The 12,698-nt window shown below is 52.4% G+C and carries 8 protein-coding genes and 7 tRNA genes; 13 read left to right on the forward strand and 2 right to left on the reverse strand.

Translation table 11 applies throughout. From position 1 onward, the window contains the following. Window positions 1-179: 179 nt before the first annotated feature. Window positions 180-1,172, forward strand: coding sequence for a hypothetical protein (locus tag ACSZO1_RS19130; protein WP_437615476.1), 993 nt, complete (start codon window positions 180-182; stop codon window positions 1,170-1,172). Between the two features lie 51 nt (window positions 1,173-1,223). Here the strand turns inward: ACSZO1_RS19130 and glnS are convergent, their stop codons facing one another. Then, entirely contained in the window at window positions 1,224-2,891 is a 1,668-nt protein-coding gene (glnS, locus tag ACSZO1_RS19135; RefSeq protein WP_437615478.1) for a glutamine--tRNA ligase, read from the reverse strand. Window positions 2,892-3,050: 159 nt separating this feature from the next. Then, the gene (gene nagE / locus ACSZO1_RS19140) at window positions 3,051-5,075 is read right to left on the reverse strand and encodes an N-acetylglucosamine-specific PTS transporter subunit IIBC (RefSeq protein WP_437615490.1); all 2,025 of its coding nucleotides are present in this window, start codon (window positions 5,073-5,075) and stop codon (window positions 3,051-3,053) included. A gap of 339 nt (window positions 5,076-5,414) precedes the next feature. Here nagE and nagB point away from each other — a divergent pair, with 339 nt between their 5' ends. The 12 genes from nagB (at window position 5,415) to ACSZO1_RS19200 (ending at window position 12,475) form a co-directional block, all read left to right on the forward strand. Beyond that, window positions 5,415-6,215 carry a glucosamine-6-phosphate deaminase gene (nagB, locus tag ACSZO1_RS19145; RefSeq protein ID WP_437615480.1) on the forward strand — a complete coding sequence of 267 codons (801 nt, stop codon included), beginning with the start codon at window positions 5,415-5,417 and terminating at the stop codon, window positions 6,213-6,215. Between the two features lie 82 nt (window positions 6,216-6,297). Beyond that, complete coding sequence (nagA, locus tag ACSZO1_RS19150; protein ID WP_437615482.1) at window positions 6,298-7,446, forward strand: N-acetylglucosamine-6-phosphate deacetylase; 1,149 nt, start codon at window positions 6,298-6,300, stop codon at window positions 7,444-7,446. A gap of 4 nt (window positions 7,447-7,450) precedes the next feature. Continuing rightward, window positions 7,451-8,671 (forward strand): DNA-binding transcriptional regulator NagC, encoded by a 1,221-nt coding sequence (gene nagC, locus ACSZO1_RS19155; RefSeq protein ID WP_437615484.1) that lies wholly within the window; start codon window positions 7,451-7,453, stop codon window positions 8,669-8,671. A 42-nt stretch (window positions 8,672-8,713) separates the two neighbouring features. After that, window positions 8,714-9,466: an HAD-IIA family hydrolase gene (locus tag ACSZO1_RS19160; RefSeq protein ID WP_437615486.1), complete on the forward strand. Its 753-nt coding sequence runs from the start codon at window positions 8,714-8,716 to the stop codon at window positions 9,464-9,466. Between the two features lie 418 nt (window positions 9,467-9,884). After that, complete coding sequence (gene asnB, locus ACSZO1_RS19165) at window positions 9,885-11,552, forward strand: asparagine synthase B (RefSeq protein WP_437615488.1); 1,668 nt, start codon at window positions 9,885-9,887, stop codon at window positions 11,550-11,552. A 221-nt stretch (window positions 11,553-11,773) separates the two neighbouring features. Next, window positions 11,774-11,850, forward strand: a tRNA-Met gene (locus ACSZO1_RS19170). A gap of 7 nt (window positions 11,851-11,857) precedes the next feature. Beyond that, window positions 11,858-11,942: transfer RNA gene (locus tag ACSZO1_RS19175), tRNA-Leu, on the forward strand. Window positions 11,943-11,974: 32 nt separating this feature from the next. After that, window positions 11,975-12,049, forward strand: a tRNA-Gln gene (locus tag ACSZO1_RS19180). Between the two features lie 37 nt (window positions 12,050-12,086). Next, window positions 12,087-12,161, forward strand: a tRNA-Gln gene (locus ACSZO1_RS19185). A 46-nt stretch (window positions 12,162-12,207) separates the two neighbouring features. Then, window positions 12,208-12,284, forward strand: a tRNA-Met gene (locus tag ACSZO1_RS19190). Window positions 12,285-12,290: 6 nt separating this feature from the next. Then, window positions 12,291-12,365, forward strand: a tRNA-Gln gene (locus ACSZO1_RS19195). A gap of 35 nt (window positions 12,366-12,400) precedes the next feature. Further along, a tRNA-Gln gene (locus ACSZO1_RS19200) sits at window positions 12,401-12,475 on the forward strand. Window positions 12,476-12,698: the final 223 nt, after the last annotated feature.

The following is a 12,698-nucleotide window of genomic DNA, read 5'->3' on the forward strand; positions in this document are numbered from 1 at the left end:
AATAATAAAGGCCAAATATTCACCAGTACAAAGTGATCGTATACGTTTTACAGAGAGATAATACAGCTCAGCTAAGGCTAATACAGCTAAGGACTCCACTGAACCCCACCGATTAAATCGCACCTTCCCTAATCAATACGGCCAGTTTCCTCAATGCTTCTGATGACGTGCAGCACGCCATGCTGCAATTTATAAGTACCGTTCTGCAGCGAGATCCGATTAATTTTATCCAGCAATGCCTGATATTGCCTGATGAGCAGCAGGCGATCTCCCTGTCAGCTGAAATCGATAATAGGGAAAAATCATTTCGTTCCCTCTGTGTTTTTTTCAGTAAAACGCCGCCCGATAATGCAGCGTTGATGCTGGAAAAGCTGGCTGATGTCTATCTGATACTGCAGGAAAATAGCCACCTTCAGCATATCTTTCCGGCAATACAACATTCATTGAAAACGATGGTGAATGAATTTATCCGGAAGCAACGGGTGACAACGGAAACATTACCAAAACCATTACAAACGCTGGCGGTTGTCGAAAAACAATCTGCGTCATCTGTGTTCAGTTTTCCTGTTAGCGCCAGAAGCAGCGGCACCGGCGATTACCGCAACCAGGGTCTCACAGGAACAAACAAACGCGGCACTCAATCTGAGGCTGAGACTGAGGCAATTCAGGACACCAGACCGCAGGATAAAAAAACGGTTCAGCAGACTGATGACAAGCAGGCAAAAATAAATCCTTCTCTCATCAGAACCCTCTATTACGACAGAGACTGGGGCCACCTGCATACTGATGAGAGAGTCATCGCAGCGGTAAAACGCCAGTGCGATTTATTTATTCACAATGCCTCCGACAGAAGCCTGGGGTTTCACCTGTATTCAGACAATGGTGTGATGACCGGTTTTGGCACCTTCGATGCAAAAGCCTGGACAACAGACTCAGCTAATCTGGGTGGAAGAGGACCTCTGCGTATCGTGGTAGAGACAAAGGGGAAAAACCAGTTTCGCATTATTGCTGTCGTCGAACATGAAGAGCTAAAAAAGACATTTGCCAGCTGGCTCGTGCAAACGAAGCAATACGGTATTCGCTCAATTGGCGCACAAGACAGACAACTGAAAATGGATGAAAGGACGAATGAAATGGTATGGGTAGCACAAGATGATGCGAAGCAAACTTAAAAAAAAGACCGCCAGGGAATCCACCGGCGGCCTTCAGATTTGCAGCGCTAATTACTCGCCAGCTTTCGCCCAGGTATCACGCAGACCCACGGTGCGGTTAAATACCAGTTTCGCGGCACTGGAGTAGACGCTGTCAGCACAGAAGTAACCTTCACGCTCGAACTGGTATGGGCTGCTGGCTTCTGCCACCTGCAAACCAGGTTCAACAAAGCCCTGACGGATCACCAGTGACTCCGGATTAATGGTCGTCAGGAAATCTTCTGCCGCGCCCGGGTTAGCGACGCTAAACAGGCGATCATACAGGCGGAATTCCGCTGGCAGCGCATGGATAGCAGACACCCAGTGGATCACGCCTTTCACCTTACGGCCATCAGCAGGATCTTTGCTTAAGGTATCAACATCGCAGGTGCAGTACAGGCAGGTAATATTGCCGTCTTCATCTTTCGCCACACGCTCTGCTTTGATCACATAAGCATTACGCAGGCGTACTTCTTTGCCCATCACCAGACGTTTGTACTGCTTGTTGGCTTCTTCACGGAAGTCAGCACGATCAATATAGATTTCACGACTGAACGGCACTTCACGCGTGCCCATCTCCGGTTTGTTCGGATGATTTGGCATGGTGATGATTTCGTCATGACCTGCAGGCAGGTTTTCAATCACCACTTTCAGCGGGTCCAGCACGGCCATGGCACGCGGTGCATTCTCGTTCAGATCATCGCGAATACAGGATTCCAGCGATGCCATCTCAACGATATTGTCCTGCTTGGTGATACCAATACGACGGCAGAATTCGCGAATCGATGCCGCGCTGTAACCACGGCGGCGCAGGCCAGAAACGGTCAGCATCCGCGGGTCATCCCAGCCTTCCACCACTTTTTCCGTGACCAGCTGGTTCAGCTTACGCTTCGACATCACCGCATATTCAAGATTCAGACGCGAGAACTCATACTGACGCGGGTGTACCGGAATGGTGATGTTATCCAGCACCCAGTCATACAGACGGCGGTTGTCCTGGAATTCCAGCGTACACAGGGAGTGAGTAATACCTTCCAGCGCATCGGAAATGCAGTGGGTAAAGTCGTACATCGGGTAGATGCACCACTTGTTGCCAGTCTGGTGATGCTCGGCAAATTTAATACGGTAGATAACCGGGTCACGCATCACGATAAAGCTGGACGCCATATCGATTTTCGCACGCAGACACGCCGCACCTTCGGCAAAACCGCCATCGCGCATTTTTTCGAACAGCGCCAGGTTCTCTTCTGGTGTGCGATCGCGATAAGGGCTGTTTTTACCTGGTGAGGTCAGGGTGCCACGGTATTCACGAATTTGTTCCGGGGTCAGCTCATCAACATAGGCAAGGCCTTTGTTAATCAGTTCTGCCGCATAGTTGTACAGTTGATCGAAATAATCTGAGGAATAACAGACATCGCCACTCCACTGGAAACCGAGCCATTGCACGTCACGCTTGATGGATTCGACATATTCCAGGTCTTCTTTCACCGGGTTGGTGTCGTCGAAACGCAGGTTACACTGCCCCTGGTAATCCTGGGCGATACCAAAATTCAGGCAGATAGATTTCGCATGACCGATGTGCAGATAGCCATTCGGCTCCGGCGGGAAACGGGTGTGCACACTGCTGTGCTTACCGTTCGCCAAATCTTCGTCAATAATCTGACGAATAAAGTTAGTTGGGCGGGCTTCTGCCTCACTCATCACAATTTCCTCAACACTAAATACAGCGGGTGATTTGAACCACGAAATAACGGAGTATGATCCACAAAGCAGAGAAGGGACACAACCGTTTGTTGGTTTAATTTAGCAAAAAAAGGGCGGGAATTGCTTCCCGCCCTGCTTTACTGACCTGATTACAGGTTAGCGTTTGATTTCATACAGTTTGCTTTCACCAGCTACCACGCTGCCGCTGGCAAGCAGGTTGATCCCGGCAAAATCATCACTGTTGCTGACCACTACCGGACTGATCATCGAACGCGCATGGCTGTTGAGGTACTCAAGATCCATCTCCAGCACTGGCTGACCTGCCGTCACCACACTGCCCTCTTCCGCCAGGCGGGTAAAGCCCTTGCCATCCAGTGCCACGGTATCGAGCCCCATATGCACCACGATTTCCGCGCCGCTGTCTGTTTCCAGGCAAAACGCATGATTGGTGTTAAAGATCTTCACCAGAGTACCGGCAACGGGCGCAACGACAGTGCCGCTGGTCGGTTTAATCGCCAGACCATCGCCAACCGCTTTGCTGGCAAAGGCTTCATCAGGCACCTGATCCAGCGCGACGATATCACCACTGACGGGTGCCACCAGCGTCGCAACCACTTGAGTTGTCACGTTACTGACCGCCTGCGGTTGCACCGCTGCAGGTGCAGGTTCAGCAGTCGCAGCAGCAGCCACCGGCCCTTTACCCAGCACGGTTTTCATCGCCGAGGCGATAATTTCCGCCTGCGTACCGACGATAATCTGCACGCTCTGTTTATTCAGCTTAATCACACCAGAGGCACCAAGGCGCTTCGCGACCGACTCTTTCACGACTGAGGAATCTTTCACGTTCAGGCGCAGACGGGTGATACAGGCGTCGATCCCGGTCAGGTTCTCTGAGCCACCCACGGCGCTGATATACTGGCGCGCCAGCGCTTCGTTTGCAGACTCGCCACTGGCAGGTGCGGCAACGCTGCTGTCATAGCCATCACTCTCATCACCCGCCACTGCCAGTTCACGACCCGGCGTCAGCAGGTTGAATTTCTGGATGGTAAAGCGGAATACCACGTAGTAGATAACGAAGAACACCAGGCCCTGGACAATCAGCATATACCAGTGCGTTGCCAGCGGGTTTTTCGTCGACAGGAACATATCCACCAGACCAGCGCTGAAACCAAATCCGGCAATCCAGTGCATGCTGGCAGCGATAAATACCGAGATACCGGTCAGTACGGCATGAATCACATACAGTACCGGCGCCACAAACATAAAGGAGAATTCCAGTGGCTCGGTGATGCCGGTAAAGAATGAGGCAAATGCCGCCGCCATCATAATCCCGGCCACTTTCGCACGGTTCTCAGGACGCGAGCAGTGGTAAATCGCCAGCGCTGCACCAGGCAGACCAAACATCATAATCGGGAAGAAGCCCGCCTGATAACGACCGGTAATGCCAACCACACCAGTGCCATTAGCAATCGACTGGCCGCCACCGAGGAAGTTAGGAATATCGTTAATACCCGCCACATCGAACCAGAATACAGAGTTCAGTGCATGGTGCAGGCCTACAGGGATTAACAGACGGTTGAAGAACGCATAGATACCTGCGCCCAGCGAACCGAGTTTCTGGATATGTTCACCAAACGTCACCAGGCCACTGAAGATCACCGGCCAGATATACATCAGGATAAAGGCAACGAAGATCATCAGGAAGGAGACCAGAATCGGCACCAGACGACGTCCGCTGAAGAACGAGAACGCTTTCGGCAGTTCTACCTGGCTGAAACGGTTGTACATTTCGGCAGAGATAATCCCCACCAGAATACCGATAAACTGCGTCTGGATTTTACCAAAAGCAGCAGGCACCTGGTCGAGCGGGATGTGCTGAATCATTGACACTGCCGCTGGCGAACACAGCGTGGTCAATACCAGGAAGCCAACGAAACCGGCCAGTGCTGCGGCACCATCTTTATCTTTTGACATGCCATACGCGACACCGACAGCAAACAGTACGCCCATATTGTCGATAATGGCAGAACCAGACTTGATAAACAGCGCCGCCAGCGCATTGCCGGCTCCCCATGCATCAGGATCGAGCCAGTAGCCCACGCCCATCAGAATGGCAGCGGCGGGCAGTGTTGCCACTGGCACCATCAGCGCCCGCCCTATCTTTTGTAAGTAACTTAAAATATTCACCTTTTCCCCCTCCGAGAGCTGACAAGGCCACTGAGATTGTTTTCTTTTGTTATCACAATTTTCAGCTAACCTGATGACAGTACATACCACGATGCAAAGTGTAAAAAGAAATTAATTCGCTTCGCAAATTAAAACCTCAACATATGTGACGATAATCACCAATTATCGCCATATGGAACAGATGAAGCTGGCTATGGATGCCAACTTATTTTATGATCCGAATTATTAGGGCGGTTTTTTCCTCTGTGGTTATGGCTCGGGCAGGTTAAGCTTACTACCACCGCCGTGAGACCGTCTGTAACGACTACATTTTATGCTTACATGAGGTGCACCATGAGACTGATTCCCCTTTCGACCCCAACCCAGGTGGGTAAGTGGGCCGCGCGCCATATCGTTAACCGCATTAACGCGTTCAAACCGACGGAAGATCGCCCTTTTGTGCTCGGTCTGCCGACGGGCGGCACCCCACTGGAAGCCTATAAGCATTTAATTGAGATGCATAAAGCAGGCCAGGTTAGCTTTAAACATGTGGTCACCTTCAACATGGACGAGTACGTCGGGCTGCCAAAAGAGCATCCGGAAAGCTATCATAGTTTTATGTATCGAAATTTCTTTGATCACGTTGATATCCAAGCGAAAAATATCAATCTTCTCAATGGTAATGCTGTGGATATTGACGCAGAATGTCGTCAATATGAAGAAAAGATTCGTTCTTACGGTAAAATCCATCTGTTTATGGGCGGCGTCGGCAACGACGGGCATATCGCCTTTAACGAACCCGCTTCTTCTCTGGCATCCCGCACCCGCATTAAAACTCTGACGCACGATACCCGGGTAGCGAACTCGCGTTTCTTTGACGGCAATGTGGATCAGGTACCGAAGTACGCCCTGACCGTTGGCGTGGGGACATTGCTCGATGCCGAAGAAGTGATGATTCTGGTGACCGGCCATGTCAAAGCGCAGGCACTGCAGGCCGCCGTGGAAGGCAATGTCAACCATATGTGGACAATCAGCTGCCTGCAGCTGCATCCTAAATCAGTGGTGGTATGTGATGAGCCTTCCACCATGGAACTGAAAGTGAAAACGGTGAAATATTTCCGCGAGATGGAAGCGGAAAATATGAAGGATCTGTAATTTTTTTTCATTCGATACCCTGAAGCGTTCGCAGTGGATGACAGGGACAGGCAATAGCCGGCGCTGCCGGGAGGTAACTGAAATGTACGCATTAACCCACGGTCGTATTTTTACCGGCCACGACATCCTGGACGATCATGCGGTGGTCATCGCTGAGGGTCTGATTGAACGTGTATGCCCGCTCGCAGAACTGCCCGCAGGCATCGCCACGCGTGAGGTTAATGGCGCACTGATCGCCCCCGGTTTTATTGATGTGCAGCTGAATGGCTGCGGCGGTGTGCAGTTCAATGACGACATCAACGCGATCAGCGTCGATACGCTGAACATTATGCAGAAAGCCAATGAGAAATCGGGCTGTACCAGCTTTCTGCCGACCCTGATCACCAGCAGTGACGAGTTAATGGTGCGTGCCGTCGAGGTGATGCGTGCGTATCTGGCACAGAATCGTCATCAGGCGCTGGGTCTGCATCTGGAAGGCCCGTGGCTGAACAGCGCCAAAAAAGGCACCCACGATCCCGCGTTAATTCGCAAACCGAATCCTGAACTGGTTAATTTTCTCTGCGAAAATGCAGATGTGATTACCAAAGTGACGCTGGCGCCGGAAATGGTGGACAGCGCGGTGATTCGCCAGCTGCAGGCAGCCGGAATTATCGTCTCCGCCGGCCACTCACATGCCACCTATGATGAGGCCAAAGCAGGCTTCAGTGCGGGCGTCAGCTTTGCCACCCATCTGTATAACGCCATGCCAACCATTACCGGCCGCGAACCCGGCCTGATTGGCGCGCTGTTTGATGCGCCTGACGTGTATTGCGGCATTATTGCTGATGGCCTGCACGTCCACTACGCGAATGTGCGCAATGCCAAACGTATCAAAGGCGATAAACTGGTGCTGGTAACGGATGCCACCGCCCCGGCGGGCGCGAATATTGATCAGTTCATTTTCGCTGGTAAAACAATATACTATCGTAACGGGCTGTGTGTGGACGAAAATGGCACCCTGAGTGGTTCTGCACTGAATATGATCGAAGCGGTAAGGAACAGCGTCGAACATGTCGGTATCTCCCTGGATGAAGCGCTGCGTATGGCGACGCTTTATCCGGCCCGGGCAATGGGTGTGGAGAAACAGTTAGGCTCGATCGCGGCCGGTAAAGTCGCTAACCTGACGGTTTTCACACGTGATTATCACATTATCCAGACTATCGTTAATGGTGACGAAGTCCTAAGCGAGTAACCGAATGACCAACGGCGGCCAGGCACCAATAGGAAATGTTGATCTTGTCAAACAACTGAATAGTGCGGCCGTCTACCGGCTGATTGACCAGCAGGGGCCAATTTCTCGTATTCAGATTGCGGAACTCAGCCAGCTTGCCCCCGCCAGTGTCACCAAAATTACCCGCCAGCTGATTGAGCGCGGTCTGATCAAAGAGGTCGATCAACAGGCCTCAACCGGCGGTCGCCGCGCCATTTCCATCGTCGCCGAAACGCGTGGCTTCAATACTATCGGTGTGCGCCTCGGGCGCAGTGACGCCACGCTGACACTGTATGACTTAAGCGGCAAAGCGCTTGCCGAAGAGCATTATCCTCTGCCGGAGCGCACCCAGGAAACGCTGGAAAACGCCCTGTTCCTCGCCATCGAAAATTTCAGTGAACTGCATCAGCGTAAGCTGCGCGAACTGATTGCCATTTCGGTGATATTGCCAGGCCTGGTGGACCCGAATATCGGCGTCATCCGCTATATGCCGCATATTAATGTGCATAACTGGCCGCTGGTGGCGCATCTGGAAGCCCGCTTTCATGTCACCAGTTTTGTCGGTCACGATATCCGCAGTCTGGCGCTGGCGGAGCACTACTTTGGTGCGACCCGCGACTGCGCAGACTCCATTCTGGTGCGTTTGCATCGCGGTACGGGTGCCGGGATTATCGCTAACGGCCATATTTTTCTCGGCAGTAATGGCAACGTTGGCGAGATCGGCCATATCCAGGTCGACCCGCTGGGTGAGCGCTGCCACTGCGGCAATTTCGGCTGCCTGGAAACCATTGCCGCCAATGGCGCGATTGAGAATCGCGTACGCCATCTGCTGTCGCAGGGTTATCCCAGCACGCTGAAGCTGGATGACTGCCAGATTCAGTTAATCTGCAAAGCAGCCAATCGCGGCGATCCGCTGGCCTGTGAAGTGATTGAGCATGTTGGCCGTTATTTAGGTAAAGCCATTGCGATTGCGATTAACCTGTTTAATCCGCAAAAAGTGGTGATTGCCGGTGAGATAACCGAGGCGGAGAAGGTGCTGCTGCCAGCGATTGAAGGCTGCATCAATACCCAGGTACTGAAAGACTTCCGTAAAAATCTGCCGGTGGTGCGTTCACAGATCGACCATCGTTCCGCCATCGGCGCTTTTGCGCTGGCCAAACGCGCCATGCTGAATGGCATTCTGTTACAGCGTCTGCTGGAAGCCTGATACTCAGCCAGCGAATGCTGGCTCTGTTTGTGGATAAGCCTGATGACTTTGAAAAATGTAATTTGTGATATTGATGGCGTGCTGATGCACGATAATACCGCTGTTCCTGGCGCAGACCAGTTTCTGCAGCGCATTCAGGCCCAGGGGATGCCACTGGTGGTGCTGACTAACTATCCGTCACAGACGGCGCAGGATCTGGCAAACCGCTTTGCCTCTGCCGGTCTTGAAGTGCCGGAGAGCGCATTCTATACCTCGGCGATGGCGACAGCGGATTTTCTGCGTCACCAGGAGGGCAAGAAAGCGTATGTGGTCGGTGAAGGCGCGCTGATCCACGAACTGTATAAAGCCGGATTTACCATTACGGATATCAATCCTGACTTTGTTATCGTCGGCGAAACGCGCTCGTTTAACTGGGATATGATGCATAAGGCGGCATTTTTCGTCGCCAATGGCGCGCGCTTTATCGCCACCAACCCGGACAGTCATGGCCATGGTTTTGCACCAGGCTGTGGTGCGCTGTGCGCCGGGATTGAAAAAATTTCCGGTCGCGCACCGTTTTATGTCGGCAAGCCGAGTCCGCTGATTATCCGCGCCGCGCTAAACAAGATGCAGGCGCACTCCGAGCATACGGTGATCGTCGGTGATAACCTGCGTACCGATATTCAGGCCGGTTTCCAGGCGGGCCTTTCTACCGTGCTGGTGCTGTCCGGCGTCTCCACGCTGAGCGATATTGACGCCATGCCGTTCCGCCCGACCTGGATTTATCCATCAGTGGCAGATATTGATATTTTCTGACGATTAGCCGGCTACGGGGCGTCGTCTTTATGATTGCGCCCCCGGGCGACCATCCCGTGCTCCTCCGCGGACAAGCCGCTCCGGTGCCATCGGTATGTTTCCCCTCTGTTTTACTTCTGCATCACCTGTTTGCATGCAGCGCCTGGCGACCGGCTATTTCCTGTAACGTTTTGCTGACCTGAAGCCTGTCCCGTGCCAGTTTGTTGCTGTTTTTTTCTTCTCTTTTGTTGATTCATTATCGATTCATCAATAAAACGCCAATAAAAATGACAAACCATCAAAGATCAACTCAGGTCAACAGACTATTTATCAGAAATTTGCTAAATCGCTTGATCGCTGAACTGAGATAGAGCATTTTCTTATCTATCGGCAGCAAGACTGCAACCACAACAAAGGTTCGTCGTTAGGGAGCGTTACTATGTGTTCTATTTTTGGTGTTCTGGATCTGAAATCCGATCCCTCTGAGTTGCGTAAGAAAGCCCTGGAGCTTTCCCGCCTGATGCGTCACCGCGGTCCGGACTGGTCTGGCGTGTATGCCGGTGACAAAGCCATCCTGGCGCATGAACGTCTTTCCATTGTTGATGTGAACAATGGCGCGCAACCTCTGTATAACGCCGACCACACCCACGTTCTGGCCGTTAACGGCGAAATCTACAACCATCAGGCGCTGCGCGCGGAACTGAGCGATCGCTATGAGTTCCAGACCGGCTCTGACTGCGAAGTTATCCTCGCGCTGTATCAGGAAAAAGGTGTCGATTTCCTCGACGACCTGCAGGGCATGTTCGCCTTTATTCTGTATGACAGTGTGAAAAACACTTACCTGATTGGCCGTGACCATATCGGTATTATCCCGCTGTATATGGGCAACGATGAGCACGGCAACCTGTTTGTCGCTTCCGAAATGAAAGCGCTGGTGCCAGTGTGCCGTACCCTGAAAGAGTTCCCGCCGGGAAGCTACCTGTCGAGCGAAGATGGCGAAATCCGTCGTTATTATCAGCGCGACTGGTTCAGCTATGACGCGGTTGAGCACAACACCACTGACGCCGCAGGCCTGAAAGCCGCGCTGGAAGAGTCTGTGAAAAGCCATCTGATGTCAGATGTGCCTTATGGCGTACTGCTGTCCGGTGGTCTGGATTCCTCCATTATCTCCGCCGTGACCAAACGCTTTGCGGCGAAACGTGTGGAAGATCAGGATCAAAGCGACGCATGGTGGCCACAGCTGCACTCCTTCGCTGTCGGCCTGGAAGGTTCTCCGGACCTGAAAGCGGCGAAATCTGTCGCTGACCATCTCGGCACCGTGCACCATGAAATTCATTTCACCGTGCAGGAAGGCCTCGATGCTATCCGCGATGTGATTTATCACATTGAAACCTATGACGTCACCACCATCCGCGCCTCAACGCCGATGTACCTGATGTCTCGTAAGATCAAAGCGATGGGCATCAAGATGGTGCTGTCCGGTGAAGGTGCTGACGAAGTGTTTGGCGGTTACCTCTACTTCCATAAAGCACCAAACGCCAAAGAGTTCCACGAAGAAAACGTGCGTAAACTGCTGGCGCTGCATATGTTTGACTGCGCACGCGCCAACAAAGCGATGTCCGCATGGGGTGTGGAAGCGCGTGTACCATTCCTGGATAAAAAATTCCTCGACGTGGCGATGCGCATCAACCCACAGGACAAAATGTGCGGTTCCAACGGGAAAATGGAAAAACATATCCTGCGTGAGTGTTTCTCTTCTTACCTGCCGGAAAGCGTGGCATGGCGTCAGAAAGAGCAGTTCTCTGACGGCGTGGGCTACAGCTGGATTGATACGCTGAAAGAAGTGGCCGCGAAGCAGATTAGCGAGCAGCAGCTGCAGACCGCGCACTTCCGCTTCCCGTACAACACGCCGACGTCAAAAGAAGCGTATCTGTACCGCGAGATCTTTGAAGAGCTGTTCCCGCTGCCAAGCGCCGCGGAATGCGTGCCTGGTGGCCCGTCTGTCGCCTGTTCTTCCGCAAAAGCGATCGAATGGGACGAAGCCTTCAAAACCATGGACGATCCTTCTGGTCGTGCCGTCGGCGTCCACCAGTCGGCTTATAAATAAGCCTATGTTTATCTGATTAAAAACGGGCCAGCGATGGCCCGTTTCTGTTTGCTGATATTGACGATTTACGGGGAAAATCGCTGATTTTCTCGCCATGCTGGTTATAAGCCAGACAAACGATACGTCTGACGGCCAAAAACGGGAAAAAACTTGTTGACGCTTCCAGGTCAACTACGCATAATGCGCCCCGCAACGCCGATGAAGGTAACGCGAAAAAAGATGGCTACGTAGCTCAGCTGGTTAGAGCACAGCACTCATAATGCTGGGGTCACAGGTTCGATTCCCGTCGTAGCCACCATCTTTTTGCGGGAGTGGCGAAATTGGTAGACGCACCAGATTTAGGTTCTGGCGCCGCAAGGTGTGCGAGTTCAAGTCTCGCCTCCCGCACCATTTCCAGAGCGGACTTTAACGCGTTGCACGGATGGGGTATCGCCAAGCGGTAAGGCACCGGTTTTTGATACCGGCATTCCCTGGTTCGAATCCAGGTACCCCAGCCATATTTTCCTGAACGTGCACGGCTTCGTGATACGCAATTGGGGTATCGCCAAGCGGTAAGGCACCGGTTTTTGATACCGGCATTCCCTGGTTCGAATCCAGGTACCCCAGCCATCGGGAAAATGCAGTAGAAAGCAGTAACAGTAATATGCAGTAATATGGCTACGTAGCTCAGCTGGTTAGAGCACAGCACTCATAATGCTGGGGTCACAGGTTCGATTCCCGTCGTAGCCACCATATTATTGGGGTATCGCCAAGCGGTAAGGCACCGGATTCTGATTCCGGCATTCCGAGGTTCGAATCCTCGTACCCCAGCCAAAAAAAGACGGTTTGCATTGCAGATCGCACACAATTGGGGTGTCGCCAAGCGGTAAGGCTCTGGTTTCTGATACCAGCATTCCGGGGTTCGAATCCCTGCACCCCAGCCAAGTAAGTAAAAAAGCCCGCTTCTGCGGGCTTTTTTACGTCTGTTGCTCAGGAAATGATTTCAGCTTTCACGAGAAAGCGCCTGCTTATTGTGAGTTATGGACTCGCTTCCACAGGCACCTCTTATCTGCTCCCCTCCCCCACAACGTGGGTGTACGGTCCGGGGACACAGTGAACACTTGTTCGGGGACATGGTAGACACTTACAACTAAGGCATAAGAACCC

Origin of the sequence: Erwinia sp. V71 (assembly GCF_965644245.1) — a bacterium.
Lineage (GTDB): Bacteria > Pseudomonadota > Gammaproteobacteria > Enterobacterales > Enterobacteriaceae > Erwinia.

Bases quoted from the DNA above. Each gene is read 5' to 3' on its own strand.
- nagA (WP_437615482.1), top strand. From the start codon at position 6,298: ATGTACGCATTAACCCACGGTCGTATTTTTACCGGCCACGACATCCTG.
- nagB (WP_437615480.1), top strand. From the start codon at position 5,415: ATGAGACTGATTCCCCTTTCGACCCCAACCCAGGTGGGTAAGTGGGCC.
- glnS (WP_437615478.1), bottom strand. From the start codon at position 2,891: ATGAGTGAGGCAGAAGCCCGCCCAACTAACTTTATTCGTCAGATTATT.
- asnB (WP_437615488.1), top strand. From the start codon at position 9,885: ATGTGTTCTATTTTTGGTGTTCTGGATCTGAAATCCGATCCCTCTGAG.
- ACSZO1_RS19130 (WP_437615476.1), top strand. From the start codon at position 180: ATGCTGCAATTTATAAGTACCGTTCTGCAGCGAGATCCGATTAATTTT.
- nagC (WP_437615484.1), top strand. From the start codon at position 7,451: ATGACCAACGGCGGCCAGGCACCAATAGGAAATGTTGATCTTGTCAAA.
- ACSZO1_RS19160 (WP_437615486.1), top strand. From the start codon at position 8,714: ATGACTTTGAAAAATGTAATTTGTGATATTGATGGCGTGCTGATGCAC.